The organism is Streptomyces sp. NPDC059371, from assembly GCF_042751995.1.
Lineage (GTDB): Bacteria > Actinomycetota > Actinomycetes > Streptomycetales > Streptomycetaceae > Streptomyces.
In genome coordinates, this window is sequence record NZ_JBHYXD010000099.1 from 16,615 (window position 1) to 32,641 (window position 16,027).

At 72.2% G+C, this 16,027-nt stretch carries 15 protein-coding genes; 12 read left to right on the forward strand and 3 right to left on the reverse strand.

The features are described 5' to 3' along the window. Nucleotides 1–66 precede the first annotated feature (66 nt). The 9 genes from ACFXGX_RS35405 (at nt 67) to sigJ (ending at nt 9,660) form a co-directional block, all read left to right on the forward strand. Nucleotides 67–1,107, forward strand: a complete 1,041-nt coding sequence (locus tag ACFXGX_RS35405; RefSeq protein WP_384799901.1) for an ABC transporter permease — start codon at nt 67–69, stop codon at nt 1,105–1,107. Continuing rightward, the gene (locus ACFXGX_RS35410; RefSeq protein WP_384799904.1) at nt 1,100–2,095 is read left to right on the forward strand and encodes an ABC transporter permease; all 996 of its coding nucleotides are present in this window, start codon (nt 1,100–1,102) and stop codon (nt 2,093–2,095) included. Before ACFXGX_RS35405 ends, ACFXGX_RS35410 begins: the two co-directional genes overlap by 8 nt. A gap of 94 nt (nt 2,096–2,189) precedes the next feature. Then, entirely contained in the window at nt 2,190–3,275 is a 1,086-nt protein-coding gene (gene rhaS / locus ACFXGX_RS35415; RefSeq protein ID WP_384799907.1) for a rhamnose ABC transporter substrate-binding protein, read from the forward strand. 65 nt (nt 3,276–3,340) lie between these two features. Then, nucleotides 3,341–3,661, forward strand: a complete 321-nt coding sequence (locus tag ACFXGX_RS35420) for an L-rhamnose mutarotase (RefSeq protein WP_384799910.1) — start codon at nt 3,341–3,343, stop codon at nt 3,659–3,661. A gap of 180 nt (nt 3,662–3,841) precedes the next feature. Further along, the gene (locus tag ACFXGX_RS35425; protein WP_384799913.1) at nt 3,842–5,266 is read left to right on the forward strand and encodes a BNR repeat-containing protein; all 1,425 of its coding nucleotides are present in this window, start codon (nt 3,842–3,844) and stop codon (nt 5,264–5,266) included. A gap of 79 nt (nt 5,267–5,345) precedes the next feature. Further along, nucleotides 5,346–6,371 (forward strand): LacI family DNA-binding transcriptional regulator, encoded by a 1,026-nt coding sequence (locus ACFXGX_RS35430; RefSeq protein WP_382779464.1) that lies wholly within the window; start codon nt 5,346–5,348, stop codon nt 6,369–6,371. Between the two features lie 135 nt (nt 6,372–6,506). Beyond that, nucleotides 6,507–7,808, forward strand: coding sequence for an alpha/beta fold hydrolase (locus ACFXGX_RS35435; RefSeq protein WP_384799943.1), 1,302 nt, complete (start codon nt 6,507–6,509; stop codon nt 7,806–7,808). Nucleotides 7,809–7,864: 56 nt separating this feature from the next. After that, entirely contained in the window at nt 7,865–8,698 is an 834-nt protein-coding gene (locus ACFXGX_RS35440; protein ID WP_384799916.1) for an enoyl-CoA hydratase/isomerase family protein, read from the forward strand. Between the two features lie 56 nt (nt 8,699–8,754). Further along, entirely contained in the window at nt 8,755–9,660 is a 906-nt protein-coding gene (gene sigJ, locus ACFXGX_RS35445; RefSeq protein WP_384799919.1) for an RNA polymerase sigma factor SigJ, read from the forward strand. A 17-nt stretch (nt 9,661–9,677) separates the two neighbouring features. Here the strand turns inward: sigJ and ACFXGX_RS35450 are convergent, their stop codons facing one another. Continuing rightward, entirely contained in the window at nt 9,678–10,823 is a 1,146-nt protein-coding gene (locus ACFXGX_RS35450; protein ID WP_384799922.1) for an SDR family oxidoreductase, read from the reverse strand. Between the two features lie 125 nt (nt 10,824–10,948). Between ACFXGX_RS35450 and ACFXGX_RS35455 the strand changes: the two genes are divergently transcribed. Beyond that, the gene (locus ACFXGX_RS35455) at nt 10,949–11,794 is read left to right on the forward strand and encodes a pentapeptide repeat-containing protein (RefSeq protein ID WP_384799925.1); all 846 of its coding nucleotides are present in this window, start codon (nt 10,949–10,951) and stop codon (nt 11,792–11,794) included. A gap of 54 nt (nt 11,795–11,848) precedes the next feature. Here the strand turns inward: ACFXGX_RS35455 and ACFXGX_RS35460 are convergent, their stop codons facing one another. Beyond that, complete coding sequence (locus ACFXGX_RS35460) at nt 11,849–13,327, reverse strand: cytochrome P450 (protein WP_384799928.1); 1,479 nt, start codon at nt 13,325–13,327, stop codon at nt 11,849–11,851. A 108-nt stretch (nt 13,328–13,435) separates the two neighbouring features. On the opposite strand from ACFXGX_RS35460, the gene ACFXGX_RS35465 reads away from it, so the two are divergent. Continuing rightward, a complete protein-coding gene (locus ACFXGX_RS35465) occupies nt 13,436–14,044 on the forward strand; it encodes a TetR/AcrR family transcriptional regulator (RefSeq protein ID WP_384799931.1) in 609 nt (202 codons plus the stop codon). Nucleotides 14,045–14,182: 138 nt separating this feature from the next. Next, complete coding sequence (locus ACFXGX_RS35470; RefSeq protein ID WP_384799934.1) at nt 14,183–14,908, forward strand: DUF2470 domain-containing protein; 726 nt, start codon at nt 14,183–14,185, stop codon at nt 14,906–14,908. Here the strand turns inward: ACFXGX_RS35470 and ACFXGX_RS35475 are convergent. After that, nucleotides 14,876–15,892 carry a lactonase family protein gene (locus tag ACFXGX_RS35475; RefSeq protein WP_384799946.1) on the reverse strand — a complete coding sequence of 339 codons (1,017 nt, stop codon included), beginning with the start codon at nt 15,890–15,892 and terminating at the stop codon, nt 14,876–14,878. The two genes, ACFXGX_RS35470 and ACFXGX_RS35475, sit on opposite strands and share 33 nt — an antisense overlap. Between the last annotated feature and the right edge of the window lie 135 nt (nt 15,893–16,027).

Genomic DNA, 16,027 nt, shown 5'->3' on the forward strand with positions numbered 1-16,027 from the left:
CGCCCGTATGACAGTCATCGAGAGGGCCGCCCGCATGAGCCCGATCATCCCCCGGAGGGCCGCCGCATGACGGTCACCGCGCCCACCCCCGCCCCCGCCACCGAGGTGCCCAGGTCCAGCGGCGCCCGCCTGGTGGACCGCGTCTTCAAGATGCGTGAACTCGCCATCCTGGCCGTCTTCCTGGTGATGATCGCCGTCACCCAGCTCGGCAACAGCGAGTTCCTGTCCGAGCAGGGCATCAAGGACCTGCTGCTGAACGCGACGATCCTCGTCCTGGTCGCCACCGGCCAGTCCCTCGTCGTCATCACCCGCAACGTCGACCTGTCGGTCGGCTCGACCCTCGGCATCAGCGCCTTCGCGGCCGGCACCTACCTCCAGGGCGGAGGCAACCCCGTCGTCGCGGTCCTCCTCGCGGTGCTGCTCGGCGTCGCCTGCGGACTGGTCAACGGCGCCCTCGTCAGCCTCGGCCAGGTGCCCGCCCTCGTCGTCACCCTCGGCACCCTCTACATCATCCGCGGTGTCGACTCCATCTGGGTCGGCTCCCGTCAGATCACCGCGGCCGATCTCCCCGGCGGCTTCGTCGACTTCGGCTCCGGCGGCCTCTCGGCGGTCCCGTATCTCGCGCTGATCGCCCTGGCCGTCCTGGTGGTGGCCGCGTACTACCTGAAGCACTTCGGCAGCGGCCGCGAGCTCTACGCGCTCGGCTCCAACCCGGAGGCCGCGCGGCTCGCCGGCATCCCGGTCCGCAAACGCATCCTCACCGCGTACGTCGTCTGCGGCGGCCTCGCCGGACTCGCGGGCGCCCTCTATCTCGCCCGGTTCGGCAACGTCGACTCCGGCACCGGCAACGGCTACGAACTCACCGTCGTCAGCGCGGTCGTGGTCGGCGGCGTCGTCTTCACCGGCGGCTCCGGCAGCGTCTACGGAGCCGCGCTCGGCGCCCTGCTGCTCACCTCGGTCAACAGCGTCCTGCCCGCCCTCGGTGTCAGCTCCGTCTGGGTGCTCGCCATCAACGGCGTCCTGCTCATCCTCGCCATCGCGGTCGACCGGATCGTCGCGCTGCGCGTGGCCTCCGCACTGAAGAAGAGGAACGCCCGCCATGGCTGACTCCGCTCTCGCGCGTGCCGTCCGCTGGGACACGGTCGTCGGCGCCCTCCTCATCGTCCTGCTGCTCTTCTCCTTCTCCCTCGTGGACGGCTTCGGCAACGCGCTCAACCTGTCGTTCCTGATCGGCAACACCCTGCCGATCGCGCTGATCGCCCTGCCCATGACCCTGCTCGTGGTGGCCGGCGAGATCGACCTGTCCGTCGCCTCCACGGCCGGACTCTCCGGATCGGTGATGGGCGCCCTGTGGAACCAGGGCATGGCGATCGAGACGATCATCCCGCTCTGCCTGGTGCTCGGCGTGGTGTGCGGGCTCGTCAACGGCCTGCTGGTGACCCGGCTCGGACTGCCCTCGCTCGCCGTCACCATCGGCACCCTCGCCGCCTACCGCGGCATCGCGCAGATCGTGCTCGGCTCCGACGCCGTCACCGACTTCCCCGTCCAGTACCAGGACTTCGCGGCCGGCCGCATCGGGGACACGTTCGTCCCGCAGGCACTCCCCCTGTTCCTGGTGCTGCTCGCCGTCGCCGTCGTCGTGCTGCACGCCACCCCCTTCGGGCGCTCCGCGTTCGCCATCGGCGCCAACGAGGAGGCCGCCCGGTTCGCCGGCATCCGGGTCAAGCGGCAGAAGCTGCTCCTGTTCGTCGCGACCGGCCTCATGGCCTCGCTGACCGGGGTGTTCTGGGCCCTGCACTACGCCAGCGCCCGCTACGACAACGCCACCGGGCTCGAACTGTCCGTCGTGGCCGCCGTTCTGCTCGGCGGTATCGATTTCGACGGCGGCAAGGGCACGCTCGGCGGCGCGATCGCGGGCGTCTTCCTGCTCGGCTCGCTCCAGAACGTGATGAGCCTCCTCAACGTCTCCGCGCAGTCGCAGATCGTCGTCACCGGCGTCCTGCTCGTCGTCTCCGTGCTCGGCCCCCGGGTCGGGCGCCAGATCTCCGTGGCGAGGGCGGGCCGCAGAGCCGCCGCCCCGACTCCGGTCCCGTAACCCCGTTCCGCTCAGCTCGTTCTCGTCACCCCGTTCCGCTCAGCCTCGTACTCGTCACCTCGGTCCCCTCACCGTCGCAAAGGAACCCTCAGCCATGCGCAAGTCATCGATCCGCCGTACCTGTGCGGCGCTCGCCGCCGTCACCTCCCTCGCCCTGGTCGTCACCGCCTGCGGCGGCACCACCAAGAACGACGTCAAGGACTCGGGCGGTTCCAACGCCGCCGCCGGCGGCAAGGCCGACCCGAACGCGGCCACCAAGAAGGGGCTCACCGTCGGCTTCCTGCCCAAGGCGGTCAACAACCCGTACTTCACCTCCGCGGATAAGGGCGGGGAGAAGGCGCTGACCGAACTGGGCTCGAAGTACAAGGAGGTCGGCACCAACAGCGCCACCGACACCAGCGGTCAGGTGAGCTACGTCAACACCCTCACCCAGCAGCAGGTCGACGCGATGGCCGTGTCCGCGCAGGACCCCGGCGCCCTGTGCACCGCGCTCAAGCAGGCCATGACGAACAAGATCAAGGTCGTCACCTACGACTCCGACACCAAGGCCGACTGCCGCAACGCCTTCGTCTCGCAGGCGAGCGCCGAGGACCTCGGCCGCACCGAGGTGCAACTGCTCGCCGAACAGATCGACTACAAGGGCGAGATCGCGATCCTGTCCGCCGGGCAGACCGCCACGAACCAGAACACCTGGATCGACTACATGAAGGAGGAGCTGAAGGACCCCAAGTACAAGGACGTCAAGCTGGTCAAGGTCGCCTACGGCAACGACGAGGCCCAGCAGTCCTTCCAGCAGACGCAGGGGCTGCTCCAGGAACACCCGAACCTGAAGGGGATCATCTCCCCGACCACGGTGGGCATCAAGGCGGCCGCCCAGTACCTGTCCGGCTCCAAGTACAAGGGCAAGGTCAAGCTGACCGGCCTCGGCACCCCCAACGACATGCGCAAGTACGTCAAGAACGGCACCGTCGAGGGCTTCGAGCTGTGGGACCCGGCCAAGCTCGGCGAGCTGGCCGCGCGTACCGCCGTGGCGCTCGCCTCGGGGCAGATCGCCGGCAAGGAGGGTGAGACCTTCAAGGCCGGCGCCATGGGGTCCTTCACCATCGGCAAGGACGGCGTGATCAGCCTCGGCAAGCCGACCGTGTTCGACGCGAAGAACATCGACCAGTTCGACTTCTGACGGTGTGCCGGGCCGGTGCCCCCACCGTCGCGCCGGCCCGACTCCCAGCCCCAGGAGGGTCATCGATGCAGCGCGTGTGCTTTCTGCTGAAGGTCCGTGCGGACCGCCTCGACGAGTACCGCGAGCGGCACGCCGCCGTGTGGCCCGAGATGCTCGACGCGCTCTCGGCCACCGGCTGGCACAACTACTCGCTCTTCCTGCGCGAGGACGGTCTGCTGGTCGGCTATCTGGAGACCGAGGACTTCGCGGCCGCGCGGGCCGCCATGGAGGCCACCGATGTCAACGCCCGCTGGCAGAAGGAGATGGCGCCGTTCTTCACCGCGCTGGACGGCGCCGGACCCGACGAGGCCATGACGCCCCTCAGCGAGGTGTTCCACCTCACCTGACGCGCACCGCCCGGCCGACTCCATTGCCCCGTCCCGCCCGTCCCGCCCGTCCCGCCCGTCCCGCCCGTCCCGCCTCGCGCGTGACCGGCCGAACGTGCCGTCCGTGTCGTCCGCGCCGCCCCGCGTGCCCCGTACCGCCCCACCGTCCGTCCGCCCGCAGCCCGATCGAGGAGCCCGTACATGAGACGACGCACCGTACTGACGACGGCCCTGCTGGGCGCCGTGGCAGGCCCCGCCCTCACGGCGGGGACGGCCCGGGCGGCCGCCCCCGGCCCCTCCGTGACGCGGACCGGAACCACCCGACTCGACGCCCGGGCCCTCTACTTCGTCTCCTACGACGGGCTGGTCAACAACAATTCGTTCCAGAAGAACGGCCTGTTGACCTACCAGGGCCACCAGTACGCGGCCTGGTACACCGCTGACCGCGGCGCGGTCGTCGCCCGCCGCGTCCTGGGCGCCTCCGCCTGGTCCACGATCACGCTCGGCCACAAGCTCAAGAGCGACGACTCCCACAACGTGATCTCCATGGGGGTCTCCAGGACCGACGGCCGGCTGCACCTGACCATGGACGCGCACAGCGACGGCTTCTTCTACGTCAAGTCGGTGGCCGGGCTGCTCGACCGTCCCGCGTCGACGGCTTGGACGGCGGCCGTCCTCGGGGCCGTCCAGACCTCCCTGGACGGCCTGGCGCTCACGACGCAGTTCACCTATCCGCAGTTCGTCGCCACACCGGAGGGCCGCCTCCAGCTCTCGTACCGCGTCGGCGTCTCGGGGAACGGGCGCAACGCCCTCGCGGAGTACGACGGTTCGTCCTGGACCGCGCTCGGCGAGTGGTCCGCCTCCACCGGGACCTACACCAGCGCGCACGGATCGAGCACCGCCCGCAACATGTACCTGCACGGGATCGACTACGACGTGAACGGGCGGCTGCACTCCTTCTTCACCTGGCGCGAGCAGAACGCCGCCGTGATGTGCAGCGCCGGCGGCATCACCAACCACGACACCGGCTACGTCTACTCCACCGACCGGGGCCGGAGCTGGCGCAACGACGCGGGCACCGTCGTCGGCACGACCGGAACCCCGGGCACCGTCGCCGTCACCGACGCCGGACTCGTCGTCGACTCCCTCGACCCCGACCACTCCCTGATGAACCAGGAGAGCCAGGCCACCGACTCGACGGGACTGCCGCACGCGATCATCAGCTATGTGCCCGGACGCTTCGGACAGTGCACCACCGGCTACGTGAAGGACCGTACGGCGAACGGCCGGGCCTTCCACCTCCGCAAGGGCTCCTCGGGCGGCTGGACCAAGACCGAGATCCCTCTCGCCCTGAACTCCAGCCAGCGCACCAAGCTGGTCCTGGACCGGTACGACAACGCCTACGCGATCCTGCCGTACGGGAGGATCGCGGGCGCCTCGAAGTCCTCCGGGCACACCGACTGGACACTCCTGTTCGACGGCGGCGGCCTGAACGCCTTCGGCGAGGTCGTCATCGACGAGACACGCGTCCCACAGGACGGGACGCTGTCCGTGATGTACCAGGAGAAGTCCAGTGGCACCACGCCGTCGGCCCTGCACGTCATCGATTTCCGCCTGCCCTCCTGACCCCCGCCTCCGGCCCTCTCGCGGATAATGTGAGGGCCTGCCCGCCGCTACTCGCTCTACTCGTGGAGGTTTCCGCCCGATGGTCCAGTCGGTGGGTATCAAGGACGTCGCCCGTGCCGCCGGAGTCTCCGTCGGCACGGTCTCGAACGTGATCAACCGCCCCGACTCGGTGGCATCCGAGACGAGGGCCCGCGTCCTGTCCGCCATCGACCGCCTCGGCTACGTGCGCAGCGAGTCGGCACGCCAGCTCCGGGCCGGACGCAGCCGGATCATGGGGCTCCTCGTCCTCGACATGGGCAACCCGTTCTTCGTGGACGTCGCCCGCGGCGCCGAGCGCGCCGCGCGCGAGGCCGGACTCGGGGTGATGGTCTGCAACAGCGCCCAGTCCCCGAGCGAGGAGGCCGACTATCTGTCGCTCTTCGCCGAACAGCGGGTGCGCGGGGTGCTGCTGACACCGTCCGACGCGAGCGGGCGCAACATCGAGGCGTTCCGCCGCAACGGCATCCCCTTCGTGCTGGTCGACCGGGTCGCCGAGGGCACCACCGAGTGCTCGGTCTCCGTCGACGACGTGGCGGGCGGCGCGCTGGCCGTCCGGCACCTCGTGGACGCCGGACACCGCTCGATCGCGTACGTCAGCGGACCACCCGGGCTCAGCCAGGTGAGGGACCGCCGTACGGGCGCCCTGAACGCCCTGCGCGAGGCCGGCCTCGGCCCGGAGAACCTGCGCGAGCTGCCCACCGAGCGCCTCGACGTGGCAGCCGGGCGCGACGCCGGCGCCCGGCTCCTCGGCCTCGCCGAACGGCCCACCGCCGTCTTCTGCGCCAACGACCTGCTCGCCCTCGGCCTCCTGCAGGCCATGTACGCGGCCGGCGTCGGCGTGCCCGACGACCTCGCGATCGTCGGCTACGACGACATCGAGTTCGCGGCCGCCGCGGCCGTCCCGCTCACCTCCGTGCGCCAGCCGGCCGTGACCATGGGAGCCCTCGCGGCCGAGCTGCTCCTGGAGGAGATCGACGCGGAGACCGCGCCCACGCCGCACGAACACCGCCGTGTCGTGCTCCAGCCGGAACTGGTCGTGCGCCGCTCCAGCCTGGCAGCGCGCTGACCAGCGGTTCAGTTCCCCGTCACCGGCCCGCTGAGTCACTGTTCAGTTCGTCTTCCCGCTCCCCGGCCCGCGGAGCCCGGGTGACATGTGCTGAACTGGGACGCAGCCTGGAATCCGTACGACTCGGGAGACCTGTTGACCGTCAGCTACCGCCAGCCCGGTGTCGTCCTCACCGACCACCGCTTCACCGTGCCGCTCGACCACGACCGACCGGCGGGCGAGACCATCGAACTGTTCGCCCGCGAGGTCGTCGCGAGCGACAAGGCGCACCAGAACCTGCCGTGGATGGTCTACCTCCAGGGCGGCCCCGGCTTCGGGGCGAATCGTTTCGTCGGCCGTCAGTCCTGGCTCGACCGGGCCCTGAAGGACTTCCGTGTCCTGCTCCTCGACCAGCGCGGCACCGGACACTCCACGCCCGCCAACCGGCAGACGCTCCCGCTGCGCGGCGGCGCCCGCGAGCAGGCCGACTACCTCGCGCTCTTCCGCGCCGACTCCATCGTCCGCGACTGCGAGGCCATCCGGCCCGCACTCACCGACGGAGCGCCCTGGACGGTCCTCGGCCAGAGCTTCGGCGGCTTCTGCACCGTGCACTACCTCTCCAGCGCCCCCGAGGGGCTGAGCGCCGCCGTCGTCACCGGCGGTCTGCCCTCCCTCGACGGGCACGCGGACGACGTGTACCGCGCCGCCTACCCGCGCATCGAGCGCAAGGTCGCCGCGCACTACGCCCGCTACCCGCAGGACGTCGAGCGCGCCCGCCGGATCGCGGAGTACCTGCTCCAGCACGAGCCGGTGCTCAGCGGCGGCTACCGCCTGACCGCCGAGGCCTTCCAGTCGCTCGGCATCCTCCTCGGCGGCAGCGACGGCACCCACCGTCTGCACTACCTGCTGGAGGACGCCTTCGTCCGCACCCCGCAGGGCCACGCCCTCTCCGACGCCTTCCAGGAGGAGGTCCAGGCGCTTCTGTCGTACGCGGGCCACCCCCTGTACGCGCTCGTCCACGAGGTCATCTACGCCCAGGGCGGCCGACCCACCGCCTGGTCCGCCGAGCGGGTGCGCGCCGAGTTCCCGCAGTTCGACGCGGCCAAGGCGCTCGCGGACGACGGGCCGCTGCTGTTCACCGGCGAGTCCGTGCACCCGTGGATGTTCGAGACCGACCCGGCGCTGCGCCCGCTGCGCGACACCGCCGAGGAACTGGCCGCCCGCACCGACTGGGCGCCGCTGTACGACCCGGCGCGGCTCGCCGTGAACGAGGTACCGGTCGCGGCGGCGGTCTACCACGACGACATGTACGTCGACGCCGGCCACTCCCTGGCCACCGCCCGTGCCGTCCGGGGCCTGCGCACCTGGGTGACCGACGAGTTCGAGCACGACGGGGTACGGGCCGGCGGGCCGCGCGTGCTCGACCGGCTGCTGGCGCTCACGCGCGACGACGTCTGAGACACCGGGCCTCCTCTAGGATTCTGACGGACTGTCAGAATCCTGAGGGGGTACGGATGATCGACACCACCCGCACGGACATCCCGGAGGACGAACGGCGCCTCCGCCTCGACGTCGAGGACGGTCTCGGCGTCCTCACCCTGTGCCGGCCCGCGAAGCTCAACGCGTGGAGCTGGGAGTCCACCCGCCAACTCGGCCTGGTGGCCGACCGGATCCGCTTCGACCCGTCGGTCCGGGCGGTGCTGCTGCGGGCCGAGGGGCGGGCCTTCTGCGCGGGGATCGACGTGAGCGCCCCGGGCGGCGCGATCACCGGCCGCTCGGGTGCCGAACGCGCCCGCGCCTACTACGAGGGCATCCGCTGGGCCCACGAGCGCTTCGCGGCCTTCGCGCGGCTGCCGCAGCCCGTCGTCGCGGCCGTCCAGGGCTACTGCCTCGGGTTCGGCTTCGAGCTCGCGCTGATGGCGGACATCAGGATCGCTTCCCGCGACGCCGTGTTCGCCCTGCCCGAGGCCCAGTTGGGGCTCGCCGTCGACGCCGGCGGGGACCTGCGGATCGCCCGCGAGGCAGGCGCCGGGTGGGCGAAGTACCTCGCGCTGACCGGGAGACGACTGGACGCGGCGACGGCCGAACGCCTGCACCTCGTCCAACTCGTGGCGGAGGAAGCCGCATTGGACGAAACGGCCCGAGCCGTCGCCGCCGAGATCGCGGCGAACGCGCCGCTCGCCGTCCAGGCCGTCAAGCACGACATCGACGCGTACGCCGAAGCCCCGCTGACCGCCGCTCTCGACCGGACCGCCCTGTCGGCCGCGCTCACCCTCACCTCCGACGACGCGGCGGAGGGATACACCGCCAGGGGCGCCCGCCACGCGCCCCGCTTCGAGGGAAAGTGACCCACGTGTTTTGATCGGTCACTGTTGTGTACGACGAGACAGGCAGGGGGGAACCGATGCACGGCAGTGAACTGCTCGCGGACAGGTTCGAGGAGCACCGGGGCCGGCTGCGGGCCGTGGCCTACCGGATGCTGGGATCGCTGAGCGAGGCGGACGACGCCGTCCAGGAGACGTGGCTGAAGCTCGGCCGCACCGACCCGGACGAGATCAGGAACCTGGCCGGCTGGCTGACCACCGTGACCGGCCGGGTGTGCCTGGACATGCTGCGCTCCCGCACCGCGCGCCGCGAGGACCCGCTGGAGCCCTCCGGCACCTTCGTGCCCGACCCCGTCGTCAGCCCCCTGGACCGGATCGACCCCGAACAGGAGGTGCTGCTGGCCGACTCGGTCGGGCTCGCCCTCCTCGTCGTCCTGGAGACCCTGGAGCCCGCCGAACGGCTCGCCTTCGTGCTGCACGACATGTTCGCGGTGCCCTTCGACGACATCGCGCCCATCGTGGGCCGCAACGCCGCCGCCACCCGACAGCTCGCCAGCCGGGCACGCCGTCGCGTCAAGGGAGCCGCCCCCGAGCCCGAGCGGGACGCCGTACGGCAGCGCGAGGTCCTCGACGCGTTCCTCGCGGCGTCACGCGGCGGCGACTTCGAGGCACTCGTCGCCGTCCTCGACCCCGATGTCGTGCTGCGCGCCGACGCGGGCGCTCTGGTCGGCGGCGTGACCGTGTCCAAGCTGGTGCGCGGCGCCGAGGCGGTGGCCCGCCAGGCCCTCGCCTTCCGCCGGTTCGCGGCGAGTTCACGGCTCGTCCGCGTCAACGGGGAGGCGGGCGTCGTCGCGATCGTCGACGGCCGGCCGCAGTCGGTCATGGGCGTCACCGTCGCCGACGGCAGGATCGTCGCGATGCACATCCTGGCCGACCCCGCCCGGCTCGCCCGGCTCGACCTGGCGGGGGAGAAGCCGGGGGAGTGAGGGCGCGCGCGTGACCGTCAGCCGGTGAAGGGACCACGCCCCAGTTGGTCCCGCACCGGCGTGACCGGCGGGGCGACCATGTCCCTCCGCTGCCAGTTGGCGCCGTCGACCACCAGGGTGTGACCGGTGATGAAACGGGCGTAGGGGGACGCCAGGAAGGTGGCGGCCCAGCCGAGCTCACGGGGTACGCCGACGCGCAGAGCCGGCTGCCGCCGGCCGAGCGCGTCGGCGTCCCCGGCCCGTCCGTCCCCGGCCCGTCCGTCCCCGGCCCGTCCGTCCCCGGCCCGTCCGTCCCCGGCCCGTCCGTCCCCGGCCCGTCCGTCCCCGGCGTCCTGGCCGTCCCTGCCGTCCCGCGTGTCTTCGCCGCCCGGTGCGTTCCCGGGGTGCCGGTCATCGCGGTCGTCCTTCTCATCCCGCCCGGCCCCGGTGCGCCGGGTGCCCTGGCCGGGCCGGTGGTGTTCCGGGTTCGTACCGGCCGCGCCGCCGGTGCCGCCCGTGCTGCGGGCCAGGTTGCCGCGGATGTCCTCCGTCATGTCCTCGTGCGGCATCAGCCCCGGCACCAGACCGTTGACCTGGATGCCGTACGGTCCCCACTCGACCGCCAGGGTCCGCACCAGGCTCTCCACACCGGCCTTGGCCGCCGCGCTGTGCGCGAAACCGGGGCCGCCGGTCCAGGCGTAGGACGCGCCGACGTCGATGACCGACCCCGGCGTGCCCGCCGCGAGGTGGCGCCGTCCGAACTCACGGGTCATCAGAAAAGTGCCGGTGAGGGTGATGTCGACGACCGCCTGCCAGGCATTTGGGGACATGTCCTCCGTGGCGACGGGGAAGTTCGCGGCCGCGTTGTTGACCAGCACGTCGGGCAGCCCGCCCTCGTCGAACACCTCCGAGACACGCTTCGGGTCCCGGATGTCGCAGACCGCGGACCTGACCCGCGTGCCCAGCTTGGCCAACTCGGCACGGGCGGGCGCCAGATGGCGCTCACGGCGGCTGACGATCAGGAGATCGGCGCCCAGCCGGGCGAACTCCGCCGCGATCGCCCTCCCGAGTCCGGTGCCGCCGCCGGTGACCAGCACCAGCGAGCCGTCGTACGTCCCGGCCGGCAGGGCGCTCGCGCCCAGCGGGGGAGGGGCGGGGAGACCGGGGAGCGCGATGTCGTCCATGGCTGACTCGATACCCGGTGCGCCGTCAGACATCAAGAGCGGGAGCGGGTGGATCGGCGCGTGCCCGAGGGGCCGTCAAGTCATGCCAGTTCAGGGCGTATGGAGAGCTCGGTAGGCTGGAGGACATGCCAGAGGAAGTCCGTACATCCCAGGATCCCCGTGACGAACTGCGCGCCGACTGCGGGAGCTGCTTCGGGTTGTGCTGTGTCGCCCTGCCCTTCGCCCGTTCGGCGGACTTCGCGATCGACAAGGGCGCGGGTGAGCCCTGCCCGAATCTGCGCGACGACTCACGGTGCGGCATCCACAACCGACTGCGGCCTGCGGGTTTCACGGGCTGCACGGTCTACGACTGCTTCGGCGCCGGGCAGCACGTCTCCCAGGTGACCTTCGGCGGCGAGGACTGGCGCTCGGGGTCGAAGGAGCGCGCCCGGCGGATGTTCGACGTGTTCCCCGTCGTGCGTCACCTGCACGAACTGCTCTGGTACCTGAACGAGGTCCTGACGCTCCCCGCCGCACGTCCGGTGCACGCCGATGTCCGGCGCCTGATCTCCACGACCGAGCACCTCACCCGGCAGACCCCGGAGGAACTGGCCGCGCTGGACGTCGGCGCGCACCGGCAGAAGGCCGGCGAACTGCTGCTGCGGGCCAGCGAACTCGTACGGGCCGGGGCCGGCGGGGGCAGGAAGAAGGACCGGCGCGGCGCGGATCTGATGGGGGCCCGGCTCAAGGGTGCCGACCTGCGGGGCGCGAGTCTGCGCGGGGCGCTGCTCATCGCCGCCGATCTCACCGGGGCCGATCTGCGCGGGGCCGATCTGATCGGCGCCGACCTCCGGGACACCGACCTGACCGACGCCGATCTGACCGGGGCCCTGTTCCTCACCCAGCCCCAGCTGAACTCGGCCCGAGGCAGCGCCGGCACCCGTCTCCCGGAATCGGTCACCCGCCCCGGCCACTGGACCGCGCAAGACTGAGGAGACCGCTCGGTCGGAGAACGGCACCCCGCCCGGGCCGGGAGCGGCGCGGCCTCACTCCGCCGCGCCCGCCAGGGTCGCCGCCCGCCCCGGCGTCACGGGCGCGCGCCGTTCGAGGTGCAGGCGCAGCCCCTCCGGCATCAGGGTCAGCCGCTCGGCCACCCGCAGCCGGTAGCCGGGGTCGGGCCGCAGGTCGTAGCGGCGCAGCAGCAGTCCGAGGACCAGGGTCGCCTCGTGCAGCGCGAACTGGCGGCCGATGCAGGCGCGCGCCCCGGTGCCGAACGGCTTGAAGGTGTGCGCGGGGCGGGCCCGTACGGCCCTCGCGTCGAAGCGGTCCGGGTCGAAGCCCTCCGCGTCGGCGCCCCACACCCCCGGGTCGCGGTGCAGCATCGCCGTCAGCACCAGCGCCCACGCCCCCTGCCGCATCGGGTGGACACCGCCGAGCACGGTGTCGTGACGGGCCTCGCGCGCGAACGCCGGTGCCGTGGGCCACAGGCGCAGCGACTCGTCGAGGACCCGGCGGACGTATCGGAGCTTGGCGACCTGCTCGTAGCCCGGCCGGTCCGTGCCGCCCCAGACGCGTTCGACCTCGGCACGCGCGCGGGCGGCCGTCTCCGGGTGCCTGGCGAGGTAGTGCAGGGCGAAGGACAGGGCGCCCGAGGTGGTCTCGTGGCCGGCGATCAGGAAGGTGATGACCTGGCGGCGGATGTTCTCGGGGGTCAGCCGTTCCCCGGTCTCGGGGTGGGCCGTCTCCAGCATGCGGTCGAGCAGGTCGCCGTCGCCGCCGGCGCTCCGGCGGGCGGCCACCACGGCGTCGACCGTGCGGTTGAGGTAGGCCATGTCCGCCGCGTTGCGCCGGGAGGCGCCCCGCAGCAGGAGCGGCGCGAGCGGGACCGGGACGACGTTGAGGCGCTGCGCGTAGGTCAGCGTGCCCACCATCGCGTTGACGAAGGGGTGCGGCCGGGAGCGCTCGAAGGAGGCGAAGTCATGGCCGAAGCCGGTCCTGGCGATCGTCTCCAGCGTCAGCTTCGTCATGTCGCCGGGCACGTCCACGGCGCGGCCCGCGGCCTGCTCCCGGTCCCAGTGGTCCGTCAGCCGCTCGGTCACGGCCAGCATCATGGGGTGGTAGCCCTCCATGGCCTCGCGGCCGAAACCGGGGGCGAGGACGTCGTGCGCGAGCTGCCAGTTGGGCTCGTGGTTGTAGGCGGTGAACAGTCCGTCCCCGGCGACCGGACGGAGATTGGCGACGCCCAGGCCCACATGCTTCGCGAACCGTGACTCGTCGGCCAGTTCGGCGGCGAGCTCCGCGCCCCAGACGAAGACGATCTCGTTGCGGAAGGCCCGGCGCCGGAAGATCGGTCCGAGCTCCTTCCCGAACTTCATGGAGTCCTGGAGCGGGGAACGGATGTTCGCGCCGAGCACATCGCCGACCAGCGGGACGCGGCGTGGCGGGTGCGGGATGCGGTGGAGCTCCGGCCAGCCCAGTTCCGCGCTGCGGAACCCCTTCGGCCGCGCCACCTTCGTCTCCGCCATGACGCCATCTCCCTTGTGACTCGGGCAGGTTGAGTCTGTTGTACGTGAGTTCAATAGCGGAGTTCAGTCTGATCCCGTTGTTGAACCGGCGTCAAGTAAAGTGCGGGCATGACGGGGAAGCAGGGGGAGCGCGCACGCCGCCGGCTCAGTACGGAGGCGCGCCGGGAGCAGCTTCTGTCGGTCGGCGCCCGCCTGTTCTCGGAGAGTCCGTACGACGACGTCTGGATCGAGCAGGTCGCGGAGATCGCCGGAGTCTCGCGCGGGCTGCTGTACCACTACTTCCCGACGAAGCGGGACTTCTTCGCCGCCGTGGTCGAGCGGGAGAGCGGGCGGATGCTGCGGATGACCGCGGCGGTGCCCGGTGTCCCGGTGCGTGAGCAGCTCGGCGCGGGCCTGGACACCTTCCTCGGCTATGTGGAGGAGCACGCCCACGGGTTCCGTGCCTTCCACCGTGCCGACGCGGCCGGTGACCAGGCCGTGCGCAGGGTCTATCAGCAGGCGCTGGCCGCGCAGGAGCGGCAGATCCTCCTGGCCCTCGCCGCGGATCCCGAGCTCGGCCGGTCGGCCGAGGACCGGCCCGAACTGCGGATCGCCGTCCGGGGGTGGCTGGCCTTCACCACGGCCGTGTGCCTGGAGTGGCTGCGGGGCGCGGACCTGACCCGTGACCAGGTGCGGGATCTGTGTGCGCGGGCGCTGCTCGGCGCGGTCACGCCCTGAGGCCCGCTCTCCCCGGCGGCCGCGACGCCCCTTCCGGGCGGGCGTGGATCCACGCCCGGCCCTTCGATCGGCGAGGTGTGGTTGGCGTACGCCCCGATCTTCGATAGGTTAGGCAAGCCTTACCTAAGGAGGAAGCTGATGGGTGACCGTCACACCTGGACCGCCGCGCCCGCCGCGGCGGAGCACGCCCGCTCGGTGCTCGCCGCGGCCTGGTCCTGCGCGGTGAGCGCCGAGGGCGGCCGGGAGGAGTTCGTCGGCGCGCACTCCGTCGCCGCCGACGGCCGGGTGCTGCTGCGGGTGCCCGAGGACAGCGCGCTGCTCGCCGCGGCCATCTGCTCCCCGCGCGGAGAGCCGTCCGCCGTCCTGGAGTTCGCCGACGTCGCACCGGTTCCCGTACGGAACCGGATCCGGGCCCGGCTCTGGCTCGCCGGCTGGTTCGTCCCCGAGGACGGACAGCTCTCGTTCCGGCCCACCCGCGCGGTGCTGCGCCGGCCCGGCGGGACCGTGGTCGTCGACCTGGACGAGCTCGCCGAGGCCCGGCCCGACCCGCTCGCCCTCGCCGAGGCCCAGCTCCTCACCCATCTCGCCGACTCCCACCCGGACGCCGTCGAGCGGCTCACCCGTCTCGTCGAACCGGACAGCCTGCACGGCGCGGTGCGCGTCCAGCCCCTCGCCGTCGACCGCCACGGACTCACCCTGCGCATCGAACGGGTGCGCGGCAACGGCGACGTACGCCTGCCGTTCCACGCACCCGCCGACGACGTCTCCCAGCTCACGGAGCGCATGCACGTCCTGCTCACCCAGGCGAACCTCGCCTCCTGCCCCCGTCCGCTACAGCGGCAGCGCACAGACCGCGAGGGGTGAGGCGAACGGCTCGCCCGTGCGCCGGAGTTCACCGCTCTCCTGGTCGACCCCGAAGACCGTGACCGTGCCCGACCGCTGGTTCGCGGCGAACAGCAGCCGTCCGTCCGGCGAGAGGGCGATGTGCCGCGGGAAGTCGCCGCCGACCGGCACCGTGTCCAGCAGCCGCAGCCGGGCTCCGTCCGCCTCGACGGCGTACCGCGTCAGGCTGTTGTGGCCCCGGTTGGCGAGAAACGCGTACGACCCGTTCGGCGTCACCAGGAACTGGGCCGGGTAACTCGTGCCGCCTCCCGTGCCCGTGGACTGTGCCTCGCCCACCGAGAGGCGGCCCGTCGCCGGGTCGTAGCCGCACACCGCCACCGTGTTGTCGGCCTCGTTGGCGAGATACGCGTACCGGCCACCGGGGTGGAACGTGAGATGGCGCGGGCCCGCGCCCGGCCTCGTCCGCGCCCGGGAGACCTCGGTGAGCGTGCCCCGGGTCTCGTCCAGACGGTAGGTGTACACCGTGTCGGTGCCCAGGTCGACGGCGAGCAGATGTCCGCCGTCCGGACCGGTGACGAACTGGTGCGCGTGCGGGCCCTGTTGGCCGGGACCCGGCGCCGGGGACGTGTGCGTGACCAGATCGGTGCGCTCGCCGAGCGCGCCGGACGCCGCGATGGGATGCACCGCGACGCTCCCCGACGCGTAGTTCGCGCTCAGCAGCCAGCGGCCGCTCGGATGCACCGACAGATGGCAGGGGCCCGAGCCGCCCGTGGAGCGGCTGCCGAGCACCTCGGTCCCCGGCAGACGCACGGCCGTCACCGCACCCGCGTTCTGCTCGTCAACGGCGTACAGCGCCCGGCCGTCCGGATGCACGGCGAGGAAGGACGGGTTGTCGACGCCCGTCACCACATCGCCGCCGGTGACCGCGCCGGTCGCCGCGTCGTACGTGGCGACACCGATGCCCTTCCCGCCGCCGTCCCCCGAGGTGTAGGTGCCCAGGAACAGCCGACGGGGACCGGAGGAGGGAGCCGGGGACGAAGGCGCCGACGCGGATGCGGAAGCGGAGGGACCGGCCGCCGGCGCCTTCGGGAGTGGCGTGGTCTCGGCGGGGTCCGCCCGGGGCGCCGCGCAGGCGGGGGC